The organism is Zestomonas carbonaria, from assembly GCF_904061905.1.
Taxonomy (GTDB): Bacteria; Pseudomonadota; Gammaproteobacteria; order Pseudomonadales; family Pseudomonadaceae; genus Aquipseudomonas; species Aquipseudomonas carbonaria.
In genome coordinates, this window is record NZ_CAJFCI010000043.1 from 40,531 (window position 1) to 64,203 (window position 23,673).

The 23,673-nt window shown below is 63.9% G+C and carries 17 protein-coding genes and 3 tRNA genes; 15 read left to right on the forward strand and 5 right to left on the reverse strand.

Going from position 1 to position 23,673, the window contains the following annotated elements:
• Positions 1 to 26: 26 nt before the first annotated feature.
• The 3 genes from PSEWESI4_RS11075 to PSEWESI4_RS11085 all read left to right on the forward strand — a co-directional run bounded on the left by PSEWESI4_RS11075 (position 27) and on the right by PSEWESI4_RS11085 (position 3,048).
• Positions 27 to 533, forward strand: coding sequence for a DUF3015 domain-containing protein (locus PSEWESI4_RS11075; RefSeq protein ID WP_187671264.1), 507 nt, complete (start codon positions 27 to 29; stop codon positions 531 to 533).
• A 200-nt stretch (positions 534 to 733) separates the two neighbouring features.
• Positions 734 to 2,800 (forward strand): carbon starvation CstA family protein, encoded by a 2,067-nt coding sequence (locus PSEWESI4_RS11080; protein WP_187671265.1) that lies wholly within the window; start codon positions 734 to 736, stop codon positions 2,798 to 2,800.
• A 44-nt stretch (positions 2,801 to 2,844) separates the two neighbouring features.
• Entirely contained in the window at positions 2,845 to 3,048 is a 204-nt protein-coding gene (locus tag PSEWESI4_RS11085; protein WP_187671266.1) for a YbdD/YjiX family protein, read from the forward strand.
• 61 nt (positions 3,049 to 3,109) lie between these two features.
• Here the strand turns inward: PSEWESI4_RS11085 and PSEWESI4_RS11090 are convergent, their stop codons facing one another.
• The gene (locus PSEWESI4_RS11090; RefSeq protein ID WP_187671267.1) at positions 3,110 to 4,129 is read right to left on the reverse strand and encodes an outer membrane protein assembly factor BamD; all 1,020 of its coding nucleotides are present in this window, start codon (positions 4,127 to 4,129) and stop codon (positions 3,110 to 3,112) included.
• Positions 4,130 to 4,325: 196 nt separating this feature from the next.
• Here PSEWESI4_RS11090 and rluD point away from each other — a divergent pair, with 196 nt between their 5' ends.
• The 3 genes from rluD (at position 4,326) to clpB (ending at position 8,804) form a co-directional block, all read left to right on the forward strand.
• Entirely contained in the window at positions 4,326 to 5,300 is a 975-nt protein-coding gene (gene rluD / locus PSEWESI4_RS11095) for a 23S rRNA pseudouridine(1911/1915/1917) synthase RluD (protein ID WP_187671268.1), read from the forward strand.
• Positions 5,284 to 6,024 carry a peptidoglycan editing factor PgeF gene (gene pgeF, locus PSEWESI4_RS11100; RefSeq protein WP_187671269.1) on the forward strand — a complete coding sequence of 247 codons (741 nt, stop codon included), beginning with the start codon at positions 5,284 to 5,286 and terminating at the stop codon, positions 6,022 to 6,024. The genes rluD and pgeF overlap by 17 nt, the downstream gene beginning before the upstream one ends.
• Positions 6,025 to 6,239: 215 nt before the next feature.
• A complete protein-coding gene (clpB, locus tag PSEWESI4_RS11105) occupies positions 6,240 to 8,804 on the forward strand; it encodes an ATP-dependent chaperone ClpB (protein WP_187671270.1) in 2,565 nt (854 codons plus the stop codon).
• A 54-nt stretch (positions 8,805 to 8,858) separates the two neighbouring features.
• Here the strand turns inward: clpB and PSEWESI4_RS11110 are convergent, their stop codons facing one another.
• Together PSEWESI4_RS11110 and PSEWESI4_RS11115 are read right to left on the reverse strand one after the other, a co-directional pair.
• Positions 8,859 to 9,191, reverse strand: a complete 333-nt coding sequence (locus PSEWESI4_RS11110) for a PilZ domain-containing protein (protein WP_187671271.1) — start codon at positions 9,189 to 9,191, stop codon at positions 8,859 to 8,861.
• A 9-nt stretch (positions 9,192 to 9,200) separates the two neighbouring features.
• The gene (locus PSEWESI4_RS11115; RefSeq protein WP_187671272.1) at positions 9,201 to 11,579 is read right to left on the reverse strand and encodes a DUF1631 domain-containing protein; all 2,379 of its coding nucleotides are present in this window, start codon (positions 11,577 to 11,579) and stop codon (positions 9,201 to 9,203) included.
• Positions 11,580 to 11,783: 204 nt separating this feature from the next.
• On the opposite strand from PSEWESI4_RS11115, the gene PSEWESI4_RS11120 reads away from it, so the two are divergent.
• The 3 genes from PSEWESI4_RS11120 to PSEWESI4_RS11130 all read left to right on the forward strand — a co-directional run bounded on the left by PSEWESI4_RS11120 (position 11,784) and on the right by PSEWESI4_RS11130 (position 12,032).
• Positions 11,784 to 11,859, forward strand: a tRNA-Asn gene (locus PSEWESI4_RS11120).
• 9 nt (positions 11,860 to 11,868) lie between these two features.
• Positions 11,869 to 11,945, forward strand: a tRNA-Pro gene (locus PSEWESI4_RS11125).
• Between the two features lie 11 nt (positions 11,946 to 11,956).
• Positions 11,957 to 12,032, forward strand: a tRNA-Lys gene (locus PSEWESI4_RS11130).
• Between the two features lie 138 nt (positions 12,033 to 12,170).
• On the opposite strand, the gene PSEWESI4_RS11135 is transcribed toward PSEWESI4_RS11130, so the two are convergent.
• The gene (locus PSEWESI4_RS11135) at positions 12,171 to 13,469 is read right to left on the reverse strand and encodes an NAD(P)/FAD-dependent oxidoreductase (protein WP_187671273.1); all 1,299 of its coding nucleotides are present in this window, start codon (positions 13,467 to 13,469) and stop codon (positions 12,171 to 12,173) included.
• A 63-nt stretch (positions 13,470 to 13,532) separates the two neighbouring features.
• Entirely contained in the window at positions 13,533 to 13,706 is a 174-nt protein-coding gene (locus PSEWESI4_RS11140; protein WP_187671274.1) for a DUF3094 family protein, read from the reverse strand.
• A 171-nt stretch (positions 13,707 to 13,877) separates the two neighbouring features.
• Here PSEWESI4_RS11140 and PSEWESI4_RS11145 point away from each other — a divergent pair, with 171 nt between their 5' ends.
• The 6 genes from PSEWESI4_RS11145 (at position 13,878) to PSEWESI4_RS11170 (ending at position 23,658) form a co-directional block, all read left to right on the forward strand.
• The gene (locus PSEWESI4_RS11145) at positions 13,878 to 16,742 is read left to right on the forward strand and encodes an ATP-binding protein (RefSeq protein WP_408004299.1); all 2,865 of its coding nucleotides are present in this window, start codon (positions 13,878 to 13,880) and stop codon (positions 16,740 to 16,742) included.
• A complete protein-coding gene (locus tag PSEWESI4_RS11150) occupies positions 16,721 to 17,959 on the forward strand; it encodes an EAL domain-containing response regulator (protein ID WP_187671275.1) in 1,239 nt (412 codons plus the stop codon). Before PSEWESI4_RS11145 ends, PSEWESI4_RS11150 begins: the two co-directional genes overlap by 22 nt.
• Before the next feature lie 91 nt (positions 17,960 to 18,050).
• Positions 18,051 to 21,296: a hybrid sensor histidine kinase/response regulator gene (locus tag PSEWESI4_RS11155; protein ID WP_187671276.1), complete on the forward strand. Its 3,246-nt coding sequence runs from the start codon at positions 18,051 to 18,053 to the stop codon at positions 21,294 to 21,296.
• 64 nt (positions 21,297 to 21,360) lie between these two features.
• Complete coding sequence (locus PSEWESI4_RS11160; protein WP_187671277.1) at positions 21,361 to 22,011, forward strand: response regulator transcription factor; 651 nt, start codon at positions 21,361 to 21,363, stop codon at positions 22,009 to 22,011.
• 311 nt (positions 22,012 to 22,322) lie between these two features.
• Entirely contained in the window at positions 22,323 to 22,868 is a 546-nt protein-coding gene (locus PSEWESI4_RS11165) for a fimbrial protein (RefSeq protein ID WP_187671278.1), read from the forward strand.
• Between the two features lie 49 nt (positions 22,869 to 22,917).
• Positions 22,918 to 23,658, forward strand: a complete 741-nt coding sequence (locus tag PSEWESI4_RS11170; protein ID WP_187671279.1) for a fimbrial biogenesis chaperone — start codon at positions 22,918 to 22,920, stop codon at positions 23,656 to 23,658.
• The last annotated feature ends 15 nt before the right edge of the window (positions 23,659 to 23,673 follow it).

Genomic DNA, 23,673 nt, shown 5'->3' on the forward strand with positions numbered 1-23,673 from the left:
CCGACAATACCCTCTGGAGCGGACATATGGATAAGCGACTGCTGAGCAAAGGTTTGATCATCGGGATGCTGGGGGCAATGAGCCTGGGGGCGCAAGCCGACCAGGCCGGCGGCAATGGTTGCGGCTGGGGCAACATGCTGTTCGAAGGCCAGCGCGGCCTGTTCCCCCACTTGCTCGCCACCACTACCAACGGCACTTCGGGTAACGCCACCTTCGGCCTGACATCGGGCACCAATGGCTGCGACTCCAGCGCCCGGCTCGGCTACGGCGGCCGTTCCTGGCTGGCCATGAACGGCATGCTCGATTCCATCGCCGAAGACATGGCCCAGGGCCATGGCGAAGCGCTGGATGCCTACGCCACGCTGCTTGGTGTGGAGAAGGCCGACCGCGAGCGTTTCGCCAAGGTCACCCACGAACACTTCAACACCATCTTCAGCAGTCCCGATGTAACCAGCGAGCAAGTGCTGACCGCCACCCTTGAAGTCATGAGCCGGGACGCGCAACTGGCGCGCTATGCCAAGCAGCCCGCCTGATCGGTTCGCTGCCGTGACGTTGAGCCGGGCCATGCCCGGCTTTTGTTTGCGTGTGGGGCCGGTCGATGGGCTCTCTACGGCTCCATGCCGCCTCTGCGCCGGGACGTTTCGGAAAGGTTCCAGGCGCCTGTCCGATGGTCAATTCCGCTGGGCGAGCTAATCTTGAGCGGCAGTTGGTCCGTAAATTTCTGGAGTGACCCATGAACAACAACAGTAGCGTCCTGCGGCATATTCCCTGGGTGGTGCTGGCGGTTGTGGGCGCGCTTGCGTTGGGAGTCGTGGCCCTGCGCCGTGGCGAGGCGATCAACGCGCTATGGATAGTGGTCGCCGCGGTGGCCATCTATCTGGTCGCCTACCGTTACTACGCGCTGTTCATCGCCACCAAGGTGATGCAACTCGACGCCAGCCGCGCCACCCCGGCGTTGCTGCACAATGACGGCCTGGACTACGTGCCGACCAACAAGCACGTGCTGTTCGGCCACCACTTCGCCGCGATCGCCGGCGCCGGCCCGCTGGTGGGCCCGGTATTGGCCGCGCAGATGGGCTACCTGCCCGGCACCCTGTGGCTGATCTCCGGCGTGGTCCTGGCCGGTGCGGTGCAGGACTTCATGGTGCTGTTCATGTCCACCCGCCGCAACGGCCGTTCGCTGGGCGAGATGGTCCGCGAGGAGATGGGGCAGATTCCCGGCACCATCGCGTTGTTCGGCTGCTTCCTGATCATGATCATCATCCTCGCGGTGCTCTCGCTGATCGTGGTCAAGGCCTTGGCCGAGAGCCCGTGGGGCATGTTCACGGTGATGGCGACCATCCCCATCGCGGTGTTCATGGGTGTGTACATGCGCTTCATCCGCCCCGGGAAGATCGGCGAAATCTCGGTGATCGGCGTTGCGCTGCTGCTCGGTTCGATATGGCTGGGCGGGGTGATCGGCCACGATCCGGACTGGGCGCCGCGGTTCACCTTCACCGGCGTGCAGATTACCTGGATGCTGGTGGGCTATGGCTTCGTTGCCGCCGTGCTGCCGGTCTGGCTGATCCTGGCGCCGCGCGACTACCTGTCGACCTTCCTGAAGATCGGCACCATCGTCGCCCTGGCGATCGGCATCCTGATCGTCATGCCCGACCTGAAGATGCCGGCGCTGACCCAGTTCGTCGACGGCACCGGCCCGGTGTGGAAGGGCTCCCTGTTCCCGTTCCTGTTCATCACCATCGCCTGTGGCGCGGTGTCCGGCTTCCATGCGCTGATCTCTTCCGGCACCACGCCGAAGCTGCTGGCCAGCGAATCCCATGCCCGCTACATCGGTTACGGCGGCATGCTGATGGAATCCTTCGTGGCCATCATGGCGATGGTCGCCGCCTCGGTGATCGAGCCGGGCATCTACTTCGCGATGAACAGCCCGGCGGCGATCGTCGGCTCGGACACCGTCAGCGTCGCCGCGGCGGTCAGTAGCTGGGGCTTCACGATCACCCCCGAGCAACTGGAAGCCACTGCGCGGGACATCGGCGAGAACACCATCCTCGCCCGTGCCGGCGGCGCGCCGACCCTGGCGGTGGGCATCGCCTACATCCTCCACCAGGTACTGCCGGGCGAGAACACCATGGCGTTCTGGTACCACTTCGCGATCCTCTTCGAGGCGCTGTTCATCCTCACCGCGGTGGACGCCGGTACCCGTGCCGGACGCTTCATGCTGCAGGACCTGCTCGGCGAGTTCGTGCCCGCCCTGAGCAACACCGAGTCCTGGACCGCCAACATGCTGGCCACCGCCGGCTGCGTGGCGCTATGGGGCTGGCTGCTGTACCAGGGCGTGATCGACCCGTTGGGCGGCATCAACACGCTGTGGCCGCTGTTCGGCATCTCCAACCAGATGCTGGCCGGCATCGCGCTGATGCTCGGCACCGTGGTGTTGATCAAGATGAAGCGCCAGCGCTACGCCTGGGTCACCCTGGTGCCGGCGCTGTGGCTGCTGATCTGCACCACCACGGCGAGCCTGATCAAGCTGTTCGACCCGAACCCGGCGGTCGGCTTCATCGCCCTCGCCAACAAGTACAGCGATGCCCTGGCCGCCGGCCAGGTGCTCGCTCCAGCCAAGGACGTCGAGCAGATGCAGCACGTGATCTTCAACGCTTACACCAACACCGCGCTGACCGTGCTGTTCCTGGTTGTGGTGCTGAGCATCCTGTTCTATTCCATCCGGGTCAGCGTCAAGGCCCTGGGCAAGGGCGAGCGCACCGACCAGGAAACGCCGTTCCAGCCGATTCCAGAGGCGTAACCCGAGCCCGGCCCCTGTGCCGGGCCTCTACCAGGTAACCGCAGATGTTCAACGATCTGAGCCGCATGGGTAAGTATCTGGGCCAGGCCGCCCGGATGCTGGTAGGCATGCCTGACTACGACACCTACGTCGAGCACATGCGCAGCAAGCACCCGGACAAACCGGTGATGAGCTATGAGGAGTTCTTCCGCGAACGCCAGGAGGCCCGCTACGGTGGTGGCAAGGGCAGGCCGTTCCGTTGTTGCTGATCAGGCGCCCGCAACGAAAAAGGGAGGCCGAAGCCTCCCTTTTTTCTGTCGCCGCGATCGATCAGTCGAACAGGCCGAAGGTCATGTAGCTCCACCAGGAGCGACCCTTGCCTTTGGCCTCGGCTTCACGGTCATCTTCTTCGATGGCTTCCTGGTTTTCCGGCAGCAGTTCTGACGGAATGGCGTCCTGAGCATCCTGGTACTGCTTGAGCACGTCCTGGCTGGCGCGGGTTTGGCCCGGGGGCAGCGGGGTGTCGTTCTCGATCAGGCCAAGGGTGGCCTTGCTCAGCCAGGAGCGGTTGTCGGCCTCGTCTTCCCGCGGCGCGAACTCGCCATTGTCCAGGCTCGGGTGGTCCGGGTAGTTCAGCTTGAGGGTTTCCAGGCTGGACGCGGCCAGGTCGTCGAGGTGCAGGCGCTGGTAGGCCTCGGTCATGATCGCAAGGCCATCGCCGACAGCCGGGGTTTCCTGGAAGTTCTCCACCACGTAGCGGCCGCGGTTGGCGGCGGCGACATAGGCCTGGCGCTTCAGGTAGTAGTTGCCGACGTGCACCTCGTAGGCGGCCAGCAGGTTGCGCAGGTAGATCATGCGCTGCTTGGCGTCCGGCGCGTAGCGGCTGTTCGGATAGCGGCTGGTGAGCTGGGCGAACTCGTTGAACGAGTCACGCGCCGCGCCCGGGTCGCGCTTGGTCATGTCCAGCGGCAGGAAGCGGGCGAGCAGGCCGCGATCCTGGTCGAACGAGGCCAGGCCCTTGAGGTAGTAGGCGTAGTCGACGTCGGGATGCTGCGGATGCAGGCGGATGAAGCGCTCGGCGGCGGCCCTGGCGGCTTCCGGCTCGACGTTCTTGTAGTAGGCGTAGATCAGTTCGAGCTGTGCCTGCTCGGCATAGCGTCCGAACGGGTAGCGGGACTCCAGCGCCTTCAGCTTGTTCACCGCACTGGTGTAGCTCTTGTTGTCCAGGTCGGCCTGGGCCTGCCGGTACAGCTCGGCCTCGCTGAGGTTCTCGTCGACCTGCTCCTTGGTGGAGGAACAGGCGGCGGTGAAGGCGAGGATGGCGATCAGCAGCAGGTGTTTCACTTGCATGGCGGCTTGCGTCCCTGTGACGGCTGGCTGTCTTGGCCAGGGCCGTCCTGTTATGATGAGGCCCCGGTGACGCCGGGACAAAAAGACGCCGTATTTAACCACAAGCGCGTAGCCGAAACCAAAGGCCCGCCCCCGCCGTTGCATAGGGTCTGCTGACGTTTCGTCACGGCTCGTGCCGAAACGCCAACAGACCCTTATGTCCCCCATCGAAAAACAGCTCATCCAGCTAAGTGCCGAGGTTCCGTCCGAATTGGGCGGGCAGCGCCTCGACCAGGTCGCCGCGCAGGTGTTCCCCGATTATTCCCGCTCCCGCCTGTCCTCCTGGATCAAGGATGGCCGGTTGACGGTCGATGGCGCCGTGCTGCGCCCGCGCGACATCGTCCACGGCGGCAGCCGGCTCAGCCTGGAGGCCGAACAGGAAGCCCAGGGCGAGTGGCTGGCCCAGGACATCGAGCTGAACATCGTCTACGAGGACGAGCACATCCTGGTGCTCGACAAGCCCGCCGGGCTGGTGGTCCACCCGGCCGCCGGCCACCAGGACGGCACCCTGCTCAATGCCTTGCTGCACCACGTGCCGGAGTTGGTCAACGTGCCGCGCGCCGGCATCGTCCATCGCCTGGACAAGGACACCACCGGCCTGATGGTGGTGGCCAAGACCCTCATCGCGCAGACCCGCCTGGTCGAACAGTTGCAGGCGCGCAGTGTCAGCCGCATCTACGAGGCCATCGTCATCGGCGTGATCACCGCTGGCGGCACCATCGACGCGCCGATCGGCCGGCATGGCACGCAGCGGCAGAAGATGGCCGTGACCGAGGGCGGCAAGCCGGCGGTCAGCCACTACCGGGTGCTCGAGCGTTTCCGCTCGCATACCCACACCCGCGTCAAGCTGGAGACCGGGCGTACCCACCAGATCCGTGTGCACATGGCCCACGTCGGCTATCCGCTGGTGGGCGACCCGGTGTATGCGGGGCGCTTCCGCATTCCGCCGGCGGCCAGCCAGACCCTGGTGCAGGAGCTCAAGAGCTTTCCGAGGCAGGCCCTGCACGCACGCTTCCTCGAGCTCGACCACCCGGCGACCGGCCAGCGCATGAAATGGGAATCGCCGCTGCCCGACGATTTCGTCTGGCTGCTCACCCTGCTGCGCCAGGATCGCGATGCCTTCGTCGGCTGATGGCTGGATCGTCCCGGACTGGCCGGCGCCGGCGCGGGTCCGTGCCTGCGTCACCACGCGGGCCGGTGGCGTCAGTGAGGAACCCTTTGCCAGTTGCAACCTTGGCGACCATGTCGGCGACGACCCGGCCGCGGTCGCCGAGAACCGCCGGCGCCTGACGGCCGCGCTGGGCTGCCGGCCGGCCTGGTTGCGCCAGGTGCATGGCGTGCGGGTGGTCCAGGCTGACCCGACCCGTGTCGAGGAGGCCGACGGTTGCTGGACCGGGGCGCCCGGCATCGCGTGTACGGCTATGACCGCGGATTGCCTGCCGGCACTGTTCTGCGACCGTGCCGGCAGCCGCGTTGCCGCCGCCCATGCCGGCTGGAGAGGTCTGGCCGGTGGCGTGCTGGAGGCCACCCTGGATGCCTTGGCGCTGCCGCCGGACGAACTGCTGGTATGGCTCGGTCCGGCCATCGGCCCGCAGGCGTTCGAGGTCGGCACCGAGGTGCGCGAAGCCTTCGTCGCGCAGCACGTCGAAGCGGCGAACGCCTTCGTTGCGAGCGTCAATCCCGGCAAGTTCATGGCCGATATCTACCAGTTGGCGCGTATTCGCCTCGCCGCCCGTGGCGTTACCGCCGTATATGGTGGCGGTTTCTGTACCGTCAGCGATCCACGCTTCTATTCCTATCGGCGTGCTGCGCGCACCGGCCGCTTCGCCAGCCTGATCTGGTTGCAGGAGCCCTGACCGCCAAGCGGGACTCGAAGCCTGGGTTGATTGGCTGAAACGGAACGCCGCCCGACCCACCCCGCGGTCCATGTCCAAGCGTCGTACCTGACCCATGTCAAACCCGCGACGCTTGAATCGCGGAAAACTGTCCTCATCTAGTCTTCAACTCTGCGGATCTTTCGTTGTTGGGCGTCCATCTGCCCGGTCCGCACTCCAGAAGGAAGGACATATCCATGCGAATAGACCGTTTGACCAGCAAGTTGCAATTGGCGCTTTCCGACGCCCAATCCATCGCCGTGGGCCTCGATCACCCGGCCATCGAGCCGCTGCACCTGATGCAGGCCCTGCTCGAACAGCAGGGGGGCTCGATCAAGCCGCTGCTGATGCAGGTGGGCTTCGACATTTCCGCCCTGCGCCAGGCGCTGAACAAAGAGCTCGACCAACTGCCCAAGCTGCAGAATCCTACCGGCGACATGAACCTGTCGCAGGACCTCGCGCGCCTGCTCAACCAGGCCGACCGCCTGGCCCAGCAGAAGGGCGACCAGTTCATCTCCAGCGAACTGGTGCTGCTCGCCGCGATGGACGAAAACACCCGCCTCGGCAAACTGCTGCTTGCCCAGGGCGTGTCGAAGAAGGCCCTGGAGAACGCCATCGCCAACCTGCGCGGCGGCGAGGCGGTGAAGGACCCGAATGCCGAGGAGTCGCGCCAGGCCCTGGACAAGTACACGGTCGACATGACCAAGCGCGCCGAGGAGGGCAAGCTCGACCCGGTGATCGGCCGCGACGACGAAATCCGCCGCACCATCCAGGTCCTGCAACGGCGCACCAAGAACAACCCGGTGCTGATCGGCGAGCCCGGTGTCGGCAAGACCGCCATCGTCGAGGGCCTGGCCCAGCGCATCGTCAACGGCGAAGTGCCCGACGGCCTCAAGGACAAGCGCCTGCTGGCCCTGGACATGGGCGCGCTGATCGCCGGTGCCAAGTTCCGCGGCGAGTTCGAGGAGCGCCTGAAGGCGGTGCTCAACGAGCTGTCCAAGCAGGAAGGGCGGATCATCCTGTTCATCGACGAGTTGCACACCATGGTCGGCGCCGGCAAGGCCGAGGGCGCCATGGACGCCGGCAACATGCTCAAGCCGGCCCTGGCCCGCGGCGAACTGCACTGCGTCGGCGCCACCACCCTGGACGAGTACCGCCAGTACATCGAGAAGGATGCGGCCCTGGAGCGGCGCTTCCAGAAAGTGCTGGTGGACGAGCCCAGCGAGGAAGACACCATCGCCATCCTGCGTGGCTTGAAAGAGCGCTACGAGGTGCACCACGGGGTGAGCATCACCGACGGCGCGATCATCGCCGCCGCCAAGCTCAGCCATCGCTACATCACCGACCGCCAGTTGCCGGACAAGGCCATCGACCTGGTCGACGAGGCCGCCAGCCGCATCCGCATGGAGATCGACTCCAAGCCGGAAGCGCTGGACCGTCTCGACCGCCGCCTGATCCAGTTGAAGATCGAGCGTGAGGCGCTGAAGAAGGAAGATGACGAGGCCACCAAGAAGCGCCTCGCCAAGCTGGAGGAAGACATCGGCAAGCTGGAGAGGGAGTACGCCGACCTCGAGGAGATCTGGAAATCCGAGAAGGCCGAAGTGCAGGGCTCGGCGCAGATCCAGCAGAAGATCGAGCAGGCCAAGGCCGACCTCGAGGCCGCGCGGCGCAAGTCCGACCTGCAACGCATGGCCGAGCTGCAGTACGGGGTGATCCCCGATCTGGAGCGCAGCCTGCAGATGGTCGACCAGCATGGCAAGCCGGAAAACCAGTTGCTGCGCAGCAAGGTCACCGAGGAGGAGATCGCCGAGGTGGTCTCCAAGTGGACCGGCATCCCGGTCGCCAAGATGCTCGAAGGCGAGCGCGAGAAGCTGCTGAAGATGGAGGACCTGCTGCACCAACGGGTGATCGGCCAGAACGAGGCTGTGGTCGCGGTGGCCAACGCTGTGCGCCGCTCGCGCGCCGGGCTCGCCGACCCGAACCGGCCCAGCGGCTCGTTCCTGTTCCTCGGCCCCACCGGCGTCGGCAAGACCGAGCTGTGCAAGGCGCTGGCCGAGTTCCTCTTCGATACCGAGGAGGCGCTGGTGCGCATCGACATGTCCGAGTTCATGGAGAAGCATTCCGTGGCTCGCCTGATCGGCGCACCGCCCGGCTACGTCGGCTATGAAGAGGGTGGCTACCTGACCGAGGCGGTGCGCCGCAAACCCTATTCGGTGGTGCTGATGGACGAGGTCGAGAAGGCCCATCCGGACGTGTTCAACATCCTCCTGCAGGTGCTGGAGGACGGCCGCCTGACCGACAGCCACGGCCGTACCGTGGACTTCCGCAACACCGTGGTGGTGATGACCTCCAACCTCGGTTCGGCGCAGATCCAGGAATTGGTTGGCGACCGCGAAGCGCAACGTGCGGCGGTGATGGATGCGGTGAGCAGCCACTTCCGGCCGGAGTTCGTTAACCGCATCGACGAAGTGGTGGTGTTCGAACCGCTGGGCAAGGAGCAGATCGCCGGCATCTCCGAGATCCAGCTCGGTCGCCTGCGCAAGCGCCTGGCCGAGCGCGAGCTGAGCCTGAAGCTGTCCCAGGAGGCCCTGGACAAGCTGATCGCCGTCGGCTACGACCCGGTCTACGGTGCGCGGCCGCTGAAGCGGGCGATCCAGCGCTGGATCGAGAACCCGCTGGCGCAGCAGATCCTTGCCGGCCAGTTCGTGCCGGGCGCCAGCATCACGGCCAAGGTGGAGGGCGACGAGATCGTCTTCGCCTGAGTGCAGCGCGCAACAGAAAGCCCCGCCTTGGCGGGGCTTTTTGCTGGGCGCGTTTCACAGCCGCTTGAGCAGGGCCTTCAGGGCTTCGGCATGTTCTTCGGCGAGGTCGATGATGTGGAAGCCGGCCCAGTGGTGCAGGTTGTCGGCCGCTGGCCGGGTCCACAGGCAGTCGGCGCCCAGTATCACTTCGCGAATGCCGTCGATCGGCGCCGCCGGGGTCAGGCAGCACTCGATGACGCTGTCGACCTGCGGGGGCGTTTCGCTGAACAGCATGAAGCCGTCGGTGGACAGGTCCACTACACGACCAAGGCGCTGGGTGGTATTGAGGTCGAAGACTTCCAGTTGTAGTTCGGTGGTGCGGCGGCTGTGCTGGCGGCGATCTTCCATTGCAGCTCCTTAGCCCGAGATGGAGCGGCCGGTGAACCGCTGCAGGACGCGGTAGATGGCGGTGAGTGCGCGGTCCATCAAAGGGGCATTGCGCTCGGGCGGAACCACCCTCGCCAGCCCTTGCTCCATTTCGCTGGCCAGCAGGGTTAGGGGCTTGATCGCCACCCGCTGTCCGCTGTGATCGACGAACATGTAGTTGTGGGTGGTCGGGCTGAACCACGATAGCTTGAGCTGGCGGACCTGCTCGCCCGAGGTGAACTCGAACCAGGTGCCGAACTCGATGTGCGCCAGCTCCTTGGCCAGCAGTTGCGCGCGGGTCGACATCCCGCTGGTCGGCATGCTCCTGAGCAACTGGGCGTCTTCGCCAAGCATCGCGCCCAACGGGCTTTCCGGCATCCGGGCCTCGAGCCTGGCGGCGACGTCCGGCTGCTTGGCCTGGACGGCGTGCTGGCAGGCGACCAGATCCTGCAGCAGGCGGCGGATGCCATCTTCCCGGTAGCCACCAAGCAGCTCCAGGCCGTTGCGCAGGTTCTCCAGCAGCTCGACCCGTAGCTGTTGCAGGCGTTCGTTGTCCTGTTCGTCCAGCGGGGTGCCGCTCCAGGCCAGTTGCTCGGCCGATTCGCTGGCTCGTTGCCACTCCGCGCTGTGCTGGCCATGGCGCAACTGGATGAACACCAGCACGTCTGTCCAGGTGAGCTCCAGGAAGTTGCGGATGATGGCCGGCACCTCGCGACCTTGCAGCGCCTGGGAGATCGTGTCCATGGCCCGCTGTCGGGCCTCGAGCAGCTTGTCGCGGCCCTTGGCCGCTTCCACGGCGCGCCGCTCGCGCAGCTCGACCTTTTGCCGCAGGGTGGCGACGAAGTCGTTGAACTCTTCGAGCAGGTTATCGAACAGGGACAGGTCGCCGACGTAGTCCTGGATTACGCGTTCGACTACCCAGTGCATTTTCGCCAGCAGGCTGTGGGTTTCGCCTTCGCTGCCGTACAGCACGCCAGCCTGCGCCATGGCGTTGAGCAGGCGGCGCGCCGGATGGTGGTGCTGAGTGAACAGTGCCTTGTCCTGCAGGGCTACCTTCAGCAGTGGTGTGTGCAGGTGGGAGAGGGCTGTCTTGCAGATGTCCGGCAGGTTCTCGTCATCGAGGATGAAGTCGAACAGCATGCCCACCAGGTCGATGACGTCGGCTTCCTGCTCGGACAGCTTCTGCTGCCCGGGCAAACTGCTGTGGGTTTCCAGTTGCTCTTGCAGGCTGGCCTTGAGCTCTTCCACCGGCTGCGGATGTTGCAGGCGTTGCGACAGGTCCTGGGCCGACTTTTCCTGTAGGCGGTTGAGGGCTTCCAGCAGGTCCTTGGCGCTGTAGGTGCGCGTCGCGCCGCGCGGGGCGAAGCTGGCGATGCTGCGCGTGGCGCCGAGCATGGCGCTGTCGCCCTCGCGCTGGCGGTATTCGCTGAGCAGGGCGGCCAGTCCGCTGAACAGCGCCCCGGGATCGCTGGGCGGCGGCTCGCTGAGGTCGGAAGGCGCCGGCGTGTCGCCGGGCGCGGGGGCACTGCCTTGGGCTGGTGCTGCGGAGGCTGGTGCCGGTGCCGTGGAGGGTGTTCCAGCCGGCACTGCCGCCTGCGGAGGAACGGGGGCGGGCGCGGCCTCGGTCGGCGCCTCGGGCTGTTTGGGGCTTTCTGGTCGGCGCTGCACGCTGTACTTGAGGTGGGGCAGCACGTCGGCATCGATCAGGCGCTTGTTCATCGCCTCATACAGGCTGTCGAGGCTCTGCATCACATGGCGGTCGAACAGCATGTAGAGGATGGTCTTGATGCGCAGCGGGAACGGGCAGGGCGCCAGCGCATCGCGGAATGCCTGGGCGATCGCCTGCGGGCCGAACGGGTTGCTGTCCTCGCCGAGCTTCTGGCCGTTGTTGAGGACCGCCAGGCGCTGCTCGAGGGCGAACAGTTGCTGGGCGCAACGAGCCTTGACCCGGCTGACCATATTGGTCACCTGGAGGGTTTCCTCGTAGTCCTCGTTCTGGATCAGGGTCAGTTCGTCGACGTCTACCTCGGCCGACTCTTCCCGTTCCTTGAGCTTGCCTTCGAGGAAGTTGTTGAAGTTCTGTGCGATCTGCTGGTGGTAGCTGCGCTCGATGCGGGGGCGCTGGCGGCGGATTTCCCGCATGTTGTCGAAGAACAGCGTCTGTACCTGATTGTTCTCGGCTTTCTCCGCACATTCGAACAGCGCGTCGTCGACTTGCCCGAATACGCCTGTGAGGTGCTCCGCCAGGCGGTTCATCGCCAGCTTCCGGCAGTTCTGCGCCAACTCACCGAAGCGGGGTTGAATGCCCCTGCTGGCCAAGGTCGCCGCAGATTTGGCCTTTTGGGGCGGGTTGTCCTGACTATTATTCATGGACGTTCCTAAGCGACAGCCGGGAAGGCCAGCACATCCGTTGTGAACAGAATAGGTCAAACATATAGCAGCGCATCGCACCGCTGCAAATCGTTGTCTTAAAAGCGCTTTGAAGGCTTGACAGGCTCATCGCGAAACGTAAAATGGCGCGCCTCTGAAGCGCGAATCCAATTGGAAGCGCGGCAGAGTCGGGAATACCGTAGTTCCGCGATAGCTCAGTCGGTAGAGCAAATGACTGTTAATCATTGGGTCCCTGGTTCGAGTCCAGGTCGCGGAGCCAAATTCCAGACGGGGTATAGCGCAGTCCGGTAGCGCGCCTGCTTTGGGAGCAGGATGTCGGGAGTTCGAATCTCTCTACCCCGACCACCCTAATTCCTGGGTCGTTAGCTCAGTTGGTAGAGCAGTTGGCTTTTAACCAATTGGTCGTAGGTTCGAATCCTACACGACCCACCATATATGAATCCCCTCGTGACCCGCGTCACGAGGGGATTTTTCTTTGCGCCGGAATAATGGAGCGTTCGCTCCTGCCGGGACATTGGCCGGCCCGCTGGAAGCGGGCCGGCCTTCACGCAGGTGCGCCCTTGAGCGCGATCAGTGCAGCTTCAGGCGCGGCTCGGTGCTGCGCCCGATACGGTCGCTGAGCATCAGCAGCAGGGTGCGGAAGGTGCCGTACAGCGCCATCTGGTGCATGCGATACAGCGAGATGTAGAACATCCGTGCCAGCCAGCCCTCGAGCTTGACGCTGCCCATCAGGTTGCCCATGAGATTGCCGACCGCGCTGAAGCGCGATAGCGAGATCAGCGAACCGTAGTCGCGGTACTGATAGTGCGGCAATGGCTGCCCGGCCAGGCGCTGCTTGAAGCTCTTCACCAGCAGGGAGGCCTGCTGGTGGGCGGCCTGGGCGCGTGGCGGCACGTTGCGACCCGTCTCGCCCGGCTGTGGGCAGGCGGCGCAGTCGCCGAAGGCGAAGATATCGTCATCGCGGGTGGTCTGCAGGGTAGGGCGTACCACCAGTTGGTCGATACGGTTGCTTTCCAGTCCGTCCAGTTCGCGAAGGAAGGCCGGGGCGCGGATGCCTGCGGCCCAGACCTTGAGGCTGGCCGGGATGATCCGGCCGTCCTGGGCGCGCAGGTGCTCGGCGGTCACCTCGCTGACCGAGGTATTGGTCAGCACGGTCACGCCGAGCTGTTCCAGGCTGTGATGCACCGGTTGGCTGATGCGTTCCGGCAGGGCGGGCAGCACGCGCGGACCGGCCTCGATGAGCGTGATGCGCATGTTTTCCGGGCGGATGCTGTCCAGGCCGTAGGCGGCCAGTTCGTGGGCGGCGTGGTGCAGCTCGGCGGCCAGTTCGACGCCGGTGGCCCCGGCGCCGACGATGGCCACGCTGATTCGCTCGTCGTCCGCCTCGCCGGCGTGGGCGCGCAGGTAGTGGCTGAGCAACTGGCGGTGGAAGCGCTCGGCCTGGGCGCGGGTGTCGAGGAACAGGCAGTGCTCGGCGGCGCCGGGCGTGCCGAAGTCGTTGGTGGTGCTGCCGACCGCGATGACCAGGCTGTCGTAGGCCACCTCGCGCTCGGGCAGCAGCTCGGCGCCGTTCTCGTCGAGGGTGGCGGCCAGGCGGATGCGCTTGCGGGCGCGGTCCAGTCCGGCCATGCGGCCGAGCTGGAACCCGAAATGGTTCCACTTGGCCTGGGCGACATAGTTGAGCTCGTCTTCCGACGAGTTCAGCGAGCCGGCGGCTACTTCGTGGAGCAGTGGTTTCCAGATATGCGTCAGGTTGGCGTCGACCAGCAGGACGCTGGCCTGGCCGCGCCTGCCCAGGGCTCTACCCAGGCGGGTGGCAAGTTCCAGGCCGCCGGCGCCGCCGCCGACGATCACGATACGATGAGTCATGGGAAGGTCTCGCAAGGCTTTTAGAAATCCGGGAGGGCGCCGAACAGGCGAGCGCAAGGCAGCTCATAGCACTAGACGGCTCAGAAGGCGGCTCAACAGGCCGAGGGCGATGACGGAGACGAGGATGACCGCCAGGAGCATCCAGGGGCGGAACGGCTTGCGCTCGACCCGATGCTGCGGAGCGCTCAGGTACTGGTCGACGCGGGCTTGGTCGTCGGGGCTGAGACGGCTGGTCATGGGAACCTCGCTTGGGATTGCAGGCATTCTAGGGCGCGATGGAAATGCCCGTCCAATCTTGTGTACAAACTGTCGTCTCATTAAGGGCGACAGTGGCGGCCGATCCTTCCGTTCATAAGATTAAGAAAAATCCTCATGGATTTTAGATTTGTCTGATGGAGGCAGGCGATCATGCCCGTCAGTCTGACGGGCATGAGACTGAAACGGTTCCTGCAGCCCCTCGATTCACCATTTTCCACGCCCAAGGCTGCGCGCAAGTTGCTGCGGCTACTGGCATGGACCCTGATGGTATTCCTGCTCTGCGCGCTGAGCCTGTTTCTCAATGCCACCCTCAACAACGAGATATCCCAGCTTCGTCGGCACATGAACGGTGCGATGTACGAGGCGCAGTTGTACCTCTATCAACGCGAGTCGCTGCTGGAGAACCTCAATCGAGGGGTGATGTACGGTGCCCGGGTGCCGTCCAAGTCGCTGCGGCATCTGTATGAACCGCTTCCCAGTCATGCTTACGTCAGTGTTCCGTTGGGCGATCCGGGCAGGCACTGGAGCCTGTTCCTGTCCGGGCGCGACCTGCAGGAGCTGGCGGACAAACAATTGGGCCTGCTGTACGTCGAGCCGGGTGCGACGGCTGTGACACGTCTGGATGGCGGGTTGTCGTTCGACCCCCTGGTGCCGGAGACGGTTCTCGAAGCGCTGCGGCAACCCGGTACGGAGGATGAAGAGCAGGCAGTACGCTGGCTGGCCGATCCTGCGGACGGACATCTGCGGCTGTACCTGTTCGCGCGGGTTTCCGATCACCAGGATGCCGGCTGGCTGGGGCTGGAGCTGCGCGGCACCGACCTGATGGCCTCCTTCAACGTGCCGGAAGCCGGTAGCTACCTGCTGCTCGACCAGCAGCACCGGGCGATCCTCGGCAGCGCCCCGGTCCCGGCCATGGGCGAGCATTTCCGCCAAATCTGGACGCAGGACAGTTTCGCTCTCAGTGGCGGGGACCCGCTGCACCTCCACCTGGCCCTGCTCAAGCACCTCGGCAGCTCGAACTGGAGCCTGATCTACTATGTCAGCCTGTTCGATCTGTTGGTGCCCCTGTGGCCGCAGTTGGGGCTTTCCCTGCTGCTCTGCCTGATCGCGGCAGTCACGCTGTGGGGAGTGTCCCGGCGCATTGACCGAAGACTGATCGATCCGGCGCAGCAGCGCCTGGAGGCGCTGGTGGAAAGCGAGAGATTTTCTCGCACGGTGATCCAGACCGCGCCGGTCGCCCTCTGCGTGTTACGCCGCCGCGATGCCGAGGCGGTGCTGAAGAATCATCTGGCGCAGTGCTGGCTGGAGGAGAGGGAAGTGCCTCGGCGATGGGCGCACGCATTGGTCGAAAAGGCCTTCGCCAATGAGCAGGCCGGTAACTCGGAGGAAATCGAGACGGCGGACGGTCGGCATCTCTATCTGAGCTATGCGCCAACCCGCTACCAGGGCGAGGATGTCCTGCTCTGCGCCTTCAGCGACATCAGCGAGTGCAAGCAGACCGAGGCCGCGCTGGCCGAGGCGAAGCGCATGGCGGATGCCGCGAACGAAGCCAAGACGTTGTTCCTGGCAACCATGAGTCATGAGATCCGCACGCCCCTCTACGGTGTGCTTGGCACTCTCGAGCTGCTTGAGCGCACTTCGCTGGATACCCAGCAGGCTGGCTATCTGCAGGCTATCCAGCGTTCCTCGTCTGCACTCCTGCAACTGATCAGCGACGTGCTCGATGTATCGAAGATAGAGGCCGGCCAGTTGGGCCTGGACATGGTCGAGTTCTCGCCGTTGGAGCTGCTCCAGGATGTGCTGCAGTCCTATGCGGCGGCGGCACGCGGCAAGGGTTTGCAGATCTATGCCTGCTGCGATCCGCAGTTGCCGCTCGTCCTGCTGGGCGATGCCATGCGTATCCGGCAGATCCTCTACAACCTGCTGAGCAATGCGGTCAAGTTCACCGATAGCGGTCGCATAGTGGTGCGTGTGCGGGTCGTCGGGCGCGATGGTGAACGAGTCACCCTGGACTGGCAGGTCGCCGACACCGGCATCGGTATTTCCATCGAAGAGCAACGTCATCTGTTCGATCCGTTCTACCAGGTCGGCGGTCATCCCCTCTCGACGGATGGCACCGGCCTGGGGTTGTCGATCTGCCGGCGCCTCAGCGACCTGATGAATGGCTGTTTGCGAGTGGTAAGCGACTCGGGGCTGGGCAGCAGCTTCACCCTGACCCTGCCGTTGCAGCAGGTCGACACCGCGAGCGTTATAGAGCCTGAGTTGGAGGGCGCGCTGGTGTGGGTGCACGCACCAGTACGCGAACTTTCCGAAAACCTGTGCGGCTGGCTGACCCGCTGGGGCGCGCGAGCCCAGGTGGTGCTGCCCGGAAGCCAGCTCGAGATCGATGCCGAGGCCGTACTGGTGGATGTGCGTCTCGATGAGCAGGACGCGGAACCGTTGCCGGACTGGAGCGGTTGCCGGGTAGTGGTCTCCGCCAATGGCCACGATCAGCCTCGGCGCCATGACTGCGATTGGCATGTCGGCCTGTACAGCCTGGCGTCGCTATGCCAGGCCGTAGGGCTGGCGCAGGGTTGCACGAGTGCAGATAAATCGGGCGGCGGTATCCTTCCGCCACCCCAGGCGCTGGGTATGCGGGTGCTGATCGTCGAAGACAATCCGATCAACCAACTGATCCTTTGCGACCAATTGAAGGAACTGGGCTGTAGCGTGAAACTGGCTTCCGATGGTCTCGAGGCCTTGGCGATCTGGCGTTCGAACGCTTTCGACGTGGTACTGACCGACCTGAACATGCCGCGGATGAACGGCTATGAGCTGGCCAGCGCCCTGCGCCGGGAAGGCTGCCGGGGACCGATCATCGGTGCCACGGCGAATGCGATGCCCGAAGAAAGAGAACGCTGCCGGGAGGCGGGAATGAGTGTCTGTCTGATCAAGCCGGTCGACCTGCACGCCCTTCATAGCTGCCTGACCACCATTCAGATGGAGAATCAAGCATGTTCCCCTACCGAATCCTGATAGTCGAAGACCAGGCCTTCCAACGTGAGTACCTGGTGAACCTGTTTCGCGAGCAGGGGGTGAGTCGGTTGGAGGCGGCGGCGGATGGCGAAGACGCCCTGTCGCGCTTGAAGGCTCGCGAATTCGATCTGGTCCTGAGCGACCTGATGATGCCGGGGCTGGACGGCGTGCAACTGATCCAGCGACTGTCCGAACTCAAGCGGCCGCCGCTATTGGCAATCATGAGTTCGTCTTCCCGGCGGGTGATGGGGAGTGCCTGTCGGCTGGCCAGTGTCCTGGGCATCACGGTCGTCGGCCAGATCGCCAAACCGGCGTTGCCGCTGTCTATCCGCCGCCTGCTGGGTAAGCTGGAGAAAGGGAAGCGTAAACACGATGCTCTTCCGACCGATGATCGCAGGGAGTGGAAACCCGATGAGCTGTCGGCTGCACTGAAGAACTGGCAGTTCCAGGCCTGGTTCCAGCCGAAGAAGTCTCTGGGCGACGGCCGCATTTCCGCCGCCGAGGCGCTGGTGCGCTGGATCCACCCGCAGCACGGTACGCTGATGCCCGGCGAGTTCATATCCTCCCTGGGGCAGGCCGGTCTGGACGAGGCCCTGCTCTGGCTGGTTCTCGAACAGGCCCTGCGTGCCCAGGCGCTGTGGGGCGAAGCGGGTTTCCGCATTCCGGTGTCGGTGAACTTGCCGACGCACCTGCTGGACGACCCGAGCCTTCCGGATCGCCTGCACGATTTCGTGGTCACCCACGCTGGCGCCCCTGGCAGCATCGTCTTCGAGTTGCTGGAGTGCAGCACCACGGTGGCGCCCAGCAATTACTACGCCGGAGCCTGCCGTCTGCGGATGAAAGGGTTCGGTCTGGCGCAGGACGATTTCGGCCAGGGCTACAGTTCGTTTTACAACCTGGTGTCGACGCCCTTCACCGAGCTGAAGATCGACCGTGCGCTGATCCGTGGTTGCGTCGAGGACGACGGCTTGTCTACGGCTCTGGAAAGCATCGTCAGCCTGGGCAGGCAATTGGGCCTGGAAGTGGTGGCCGAAGGAGTGGAGAGCAAGGAGGAGCTGGCCATGCTGCGCCGCTTCGAGTGCGACCGAGTCCAGGGCTTCCTGATTTCCGAAGCGGTCGCGCCGCAGTTGTTCTTGCAGTTGCTTATGGATGAGCGGGCGAATGTGGCATACCTGCCGGCTTCCCGTGCCACCGCTACCGGTTCGTTGCATGCTTGAGCGTTCAGGGTGGATGAGGGCCGGGTCGCCGAGTTGGCCAGTGGCATCTACATTCTGCTGGTAGCCCATGCGTGTTCGGACGCTTTTGCCTATGGCCCCTGACAACGGATCGATCCACAAGCTGGCGAGCACCTCGCTGCGCTTGAATATCGTCCTGCTTTGCGCCCTCCCGTTGGCAGTGTTGCTGATCGGTATCACTTACTGGGCACTGGGGCGGGTGGTCCAGGAAGAGAAAGACAAGATCAACTTTCATTTCTCCCGGCTGATCGGCGATATCCTTGAGCACGAGAAATTCCTGATGCGGGAAACGCGACCAGGCGCCCTGCCGTCGGAAAGCGGTGCGAAGGAGCAGGATATCGTCCCGGTGCGGGGCCGTCTGCTCGCGCGCATCGACGGCCTGGAAATCCACGAGGGGCGAGAGTTCTCCTTCGCCATGCCGTTCACCCTGGCGCAGCGGCGACGGCATCTGGAGTTGGGCGACCATCCACGGCCGTTTTCCCTGGGAGTGCGGTTGGCCAACTTCTACAGCAGCTACTGGAGTATCTCGCGGTATCCCTCTCCGCAGGTCGTGCTGTTCGACATGAACAGCTCGACCAGCCTCGCGGTGCCTTCCATCGGCAACTTCCCAGGCCACAACGCTCTGACCAGGGAGACCTACCAGGCTGTGATGGAGCGTATCCGCGATGGGGTGCAGCAGAGCCGCCGTCCGGAGGAGGATACCTCCGTGCAGTGGGGCGTGGCCCGGCGATACTCCGGTGATGACGCTAACCTGGAGCTGCTGGGCTTCACGACCCTCGATGTGCCCGATTCGCTCTGGTGGGTCGGCGACCAGACGCGTCACGTGGTAGCGGTTTCCTTGCTGGATCTGGAGCGAATCGACGATTTCGAGCAGATACTCGCCCGTGCGGTTTTCGACGAGATGGCACTGATTTCGCCACGGGGCGACGTACTGGTCGATTCGCAGGCGATGCCGCAGGACTATGACGAAGGCATGACCTTCACGGCAAACGGCCTGCTGTTCAAGCTGAGCAGCGCTCCACAGAACGGTTGGGTGGCGCTCTACAGGGTCGATTACCGGAGCCTGTTCCGTACCGCCAAATGGCCGTTGCTGGGCATTCTTGCGTTGCTGCTGGGAAGCCTGGGCGGTGGTTGGTACATGGTTCGCTGGTATGCGCGCCGGGTGGTGGAGCCTGCCAACCGGGCACACCGCTATATCGTCGAGAGCGATGCTTTCAGCCGCGACGTGATCCAGACCGCGCCAGTCGCCCTTTGCGTGATGCGCCGTAGCGACCACCAGGTGGTGATGCAGAACCGTCTGGCCGAACTCTGGCTCGGCGATGCCCAGAACATTACCAGGATGAGTCGCGACTGGGACTTTTCCACCGCGCCCGGTGAGGCTGGCGGTGAGGTTTGCGCAGTGGTCAATGGGCGCTATCTGTGCGCCAGCTTCGCACCGACCCGCTACAACGGCGAGGATGTCGAGCTCTGTGCCTTCAACGACATCACCGCACACAAGGAGGCTCAACTCGCCCTGGCCGAGGCGAAACGCTCGGCGGACGCGGCGAGCGAGGCCAAGACGCTGTTTCTGGCGACCATGAGCCATGAAATCCGTACGCCGTTGTACGGTGTGTTGGGTACCCTGGAACTGTTGGGCCTGACCGAGTTGACCCAGCAGCAGGAGGAGTACCTGCGCACCATCCAGCGCTCATCCTCGACCTTGCTGCAGTTGATCAGCGACGTGCTCGACGTATCGAAGATCGAGGCCGGGCAGATGGCCTTGGAAGAAGTGGAGTTCAGCCCACTGGAGTTGGCTGAGGAGGTCATGCGTGGCTATGCCGCGGTGGCCGAAGGCAAGCACCTGCAGTTCTACGCTTGCGTGGATGCCGAGGTGCCGGGGCTGGTGCGGGGCGATGCGGCGCGTATCCGGCAGATCCTCAACAACCTGCTGAGCAATGCCCTGAAGTTCACCGACATCGGCCGGGTGGTGCTGCGCCTGAAGCCGATCGAGTTCGGGGATGGTTGGGTGGAGCTGCAATGGCAGGTTACCGATACGGGTATCGGTATCTCCGAGGAGCAGCAGGAGCGGCTGTTCGAGCCGTTCTACCAGGTTCATGGACATCAACATACGATCAGCGGTACCGGCCTGGGTTTGTCGATATGCTGGAGCCTGACCCGGATGATGGATGGCTCACTGCGGGTGATCAGTGAGGTCGGCCTGGGCAGCAGTTTCACGCTGCGACTGCCCCTGGAGGTTGTGGATACGCGCCAGCGTGCGGCCGAGGGTATCCAGTTGCTGCGCGAGAGCGTCTACGTACGCGCTCCGTTGAAGGAGTTGGCCGCCTGTCTGTGCGCCTGGGTCGAGCGTTGGGGGGCGACAGCGATTGCCGTGGCTTTGCTACCGAACTCCCCGCCGGAAGGCTCGGTGCTGCTCGATCTGCTGCCGGACGGCTTGCCCGAGTCGACATGGGCCGGGCCACGAGTGAGTGCTCTCCTTGATGGAGGTTATCTGCCGCAGCGGGTTGGGCAGGATTGGCAGGTGAACATTCACCACCTGCGAGGGATCGGCCAGGCGTTGCGGCTCGCTCAGCGTGGCGAAGCGGTCATGGAGATGGCGGATGAGCCGGCGCCGAGGCTGGAGAAACTGGGGCTGCGCATCCTGGTTGCCGAGGACAACCCGATCAACCAGGTATTGCTCAAGGAGCAGTTGGAAGAGCTCGGCTGTAGCGTGGTGCTGGCGGCGAACGGCCGAGAGGCGTTGCGGCACTGGGGGGCGGGTGACTTCGATCTGCTGCTGACCGATGTGAACATGCCGGAGATGAACGGCTATGAACTGGTCAAGGCCCTACGCCAGCAGGGTGTGGACATCCCCATCATCGGTGTGACCGCAAACGCCACGCGCGAGGAGGGCGAGCGTTGCATGGCGGTGGGGATGAACGCCTGGCTGGTCAAGCCGATGAGCCTGTGTACGCTGCATGGAGGATTGAGGAGGGTCTGCGGTGGTATGCCACCGGCAGTGAGCCCTCCATCGGCAAGCGTCGCAGCCGATGAGGCGGTGGACCGTATCCAGGTCTCGGAGAAGATGCGAGGCCTGTTCCTGAAAACCATGCGGCAGGATACGCAGAGCTTGCGCGAAGCCTTGCTGCGGGGAGACCTGGGCGATGTTCGACAGATGTTGCACCGTCTGCGTGGCGCCCTGGCGGTAGTGCAGGCACATGGCCTGGCCGAAGCTTGCGGCTCCGTTGAAGAGGACTTGCTGGCCGAATCCCCGGGGCCGGATCTGAGCGCCAAGGTGGCGGCTCTGATGGAACGGATCGGCGCGGCCCTGGAAGATATCTAGGAACTATCCTTGTAACGATGGCCGCACCCCTTGAACGCAAATGTTCGGAGCCAATGAAGTACTTATGGAAAAAGTCAGAGTTGTTTTGGCGGACGACCACCCTATCGTCCTGATGGGGGTTCGCGAGGTGATCGAGCGCGATGGGCGTTTCGCCGTGGTTGGCGAGGCGCTGAGCTCCAGTGAGCTGGTCCGGCTGTACAAGGAGGTGCGGCCGGATATCGTGATTACCGACTACAACATGCCCGGTGACCAGACCTACGGCGATGGCATCAAGCTCATCGAGTACCTGCTGCGCAACTTCCCGGCGACTCGCATCCTGATCCTCACCATGCTGTCGAACAACCTGATCCTGTCGAGCCTGTATGACCTCGGGGTGTCAGGGGTGATCCTCAAGAACGGTGATCTCAACGAGATTCTCGTTGCCCTCGACACGCTCGTCCGCCAGAACACCTATCGTGGCCCCTGCATGCAGTCGAATAACAGCGTGTTGCCCGACAGGGACGATATCGATGGGCGCATCGCCAGTCTTTCGATGAAGGAGTTCGAAGTGTTGCGGCACTTCGTCTCCGGCATGAGCGTCGGCGAGATCGCTCTGCACCTGAAGCGCAGCGTGAAGACGGTCAGCGCTCAGAAGGTCGCGGCGATGCGCAAACTGGAAGTGGACAGCGACCAGGCACTGTTGCTGTTCTGCATCAAGTCCAACCTGTTCCAGTGATTCCCCACCGGCCCGGGCCGGTGTCATGTGAAGCGATCCGATACCTCGCGAGAAGACTCTCGCTGCTCCCGTTTTCCGCATTCCTCGGTGCCAGTTTCCATGCTGGCTTTAGGAATTATCTGATGTCTGGGTTCCCTTCTTCTTCCTAGAGTAGCGCTCGCCGAGGCTGCTGGCCCTGTGTCTCCCCGATGGGGAGGGCCAGGGTGGAGCAATGAAAGCCTCCATACCGGCTTCGGTCATTCGGGTGAGCAAGGAAACGCGGTCCGGAATGCCAGAAGTCTTTTTTGCGAACTGAAGATTGGAGCCTGATCATGCAAAAGCATCTGCTCGCCGCCATGGTTTCACTGGCTGGCGTGAGTATTTCACTGGGCGCTTTCGCGGCATCTCCCGCCGCCGGCACGCTGAACGTTACCGGCAAGGTGACCAGCACCGCCTGTGCGCTGGATCCGACCCAGGTCGACGTGAACGTGGCGCTGCCGATTGTGGACAAGTCGCTGCTGGCAAACCAGAACGACACTGCCGGCCGTACTCGCTTCGTTCTCAACGTCACTAGCTGCGACCCGGGCGTCAAGGCGTCGGTTGCCTTCACTCCAGATGGCAATGTCGATGCCAACGGCAACCTGAAGAACATCTCCGTTGACCCCAACGGCGTCACCAACGCCCAGGTCCAGATCCTCGACGAGAATTTGAACCCGATCAACATCGCCAACGATACCAATGTGATGAATCGCGCCGTGGTAGCGGACGCGTCGGGCAACGCGGCGCTGCAGTACTACGCCCAGTACTTCGCTGCGCAGAACGACACCACGCCGGGTGCTCTGTCCGCCAGCGTGCAGTTCGTCATGTCCTACGAGTGATTTCACCTTGCCCGGGGAATTCCCCGGGCGTTCTCCGCAGGTCCCTCGAATGAATCGTTTCTCCCTTTCCATCTACAGCTCGCTGATCGTCGGCCTGCTGCTGTTCGCGCAGGTCATCCCGCCTGTGCAGGCAGCCGTGCTCATCGACGGTACGCGAGTGATCTATTCGGCGAAGGAGCGTGAAGTCACGGTCAAGATGACCAACAAAGGTAACGACCCGGTACTGATGCAGGTATGGGTCGATCGCGGCGATCCTACTGTGGCACCGCAGAATGCCGATGCCCCCTTCCTGGTCACGCCGCCGATATTCCGTCTGGACCCGAAGATGGGGCAGAGCGTGCGTCTGGTGTTCACCGGCGAGAAGCTACCGCAAGACCGCGAGTCGCTGTTCTGGTTCAACGCCCTGGAGGTACCCCCCATGCCCCAGGATGCCGATATCAACTTCATGCAGATTGCCGTCCGCTCGCGTCTCAAGTTGTTCTATCGGCCAACTGGCCTGCCCGGCGATATGGCCTCGGCGATACGCCAGGTGGCCTGGCGGGTAGTTCCATCTGCTGATGGCCATGTTCTGCGTGGCGAGAATTCCAGTGCCTATCACCTGTCCTTCAGCTCCCTGGTATTGGAGCAGGGTGGTAAGCGCTACGACACCGGGGGCGGCATGATTTCCCCCCACTCCAGTGCGGAGTTCCCTCTGGCTGGTTTCGCTGGCCAGGCTGCCGACAGGCAGGTTCGTTTCCGCTGGATGAGCGACTACGGCGTGGCTCCGGAACAGACCGCCACAGTGCTCTGAGTTTCCCTACCGATC

Excerpts from the sequence above, each read along its gene's own strand:
- PSEWESI4_RS11170 (WP_187671279.1), top strand. The coding sequence starts at position 22,918 with ATGAATCGTTTCTCCCTTTCCATCTACAGCTCGCTGATCGTCGGCCTG.
- clpB (WP_187671270.1), top strand. The coding sequence starts at position 6,240 with ATGCGAATAGACCGTTTGACCAGCAAGTTGCAATTGGCGCTTTCCGAC.
- PSEWESI4_RS11115 (WP_187671272.1), bottom strand. The coding sequence starts at position 11,579 with ATGAATAATAGTCAGGACAACCCGCCCCAAAAGGCCAAATCTGCGGCG.
- PSEWESI4_RS11140 (WP_187671274.1), bottom strand. The coding sequence starts at position 13,706 with ATGACCAGCCGTCTCAGCCCCGACGACCAAGCCCGCGTCGACCAGTAC.
- rluD (WP_187671268.1), top strand. The coding sequence starts at position 4,326 with ATGTCCCCCATCGAAAAACAGCTCATCCAGCTAAGTGCCGAGGTTCCG.
- PSEWESI4_RS11145 (WP_408004299.1), top strand. The coding sequence starts at position 13,878 with ATGCCCGTCAGTCTGACGGGCATGAGACTGAAACGGTTCCTGCAGCCC.
- PSEWESI4_RS11075 (WP_187671264.1), top strand. The coding sequence starts at position 27 with ATGGATAAGCGACTGCTGAGCAAAGGTTTGATCATCGGGATGCTGGGG.
- PSEWESI4_RS11165 (WP_187671278.1), top strand. The coding sequence starts at position 22,323 with ATGCAAAAGCATCTGCTCGCCGCCATGGTTTCACTGGCTGGCGTGAGT.
- PSEWESI4_RS11080 (WP_187671265.1), top strand. The coding sequence starts at position 734 with ATGAACAACAACAGTAGCGTCCTGCGGCATATTCCCTGGGTGGTGCTG.
- PSEWESI4_RS11160 (WP_187671277.1), top strand. The coding sequence starts at position 21,361 with ATGGAAAAAGTCAGAGTTGTTTTGGCGGACGACCACCCTATCGTCCTG.
- PSEWESI4_RS11110 (WP_187671271.1), bottom strand. The coding sequence starts at position 9,191 with ATGGAAGATCGCCGCCAGCACAGCCGCCGCACCACCGAACTACAACTG.
- PSEWESI4_RS11155 (WP_187671276.1), top strand. The coding sequence starts at position 18,051 with ATGGCCCCTGACAACGGATCGATCCACAAGCTGGCGAGCACCTCGCTG.
- PSEWESI4_RS11085 (WP_187671266.1), top strand. The coding sequence starts at position 2,845 with ATGTTCAACGATCTGAGCCGCATGGGTAAGTATCTGGGCCAGGCCGCC.
- PSEWESI4_RS11135 (WP_187671273.1), bottom strand. The coding sequence starts at position 13,469 with ATGACTCATCGTATCGTGATCGTCGGCGGCGGCGCCGGCGGCCTGGAA.
- PSEWESI4_RS11150 (WP_187671275.1), top strand. The coding sequence starts at position 16,721 with ATGTTCCCCTACCGAATCCTGATAGTCGAAGACCAGGCCTTCCAACGT.
- PSEWESI4_RS11090 (WP_187671267.1), bottom strand. The coding sequence starts at position 4,129 with ATGCAAGTGAAACACCTGCTGCTGATCGCCATCCTCGCCTTCACCGCC.
- pgeF (WP_187671269.1), top strand. The coding sequence starts at position 5,284 with ATGCCTTCGTCGGCTGATGGCTGGATCGTCCCGGACTGGCCGGCGCCG.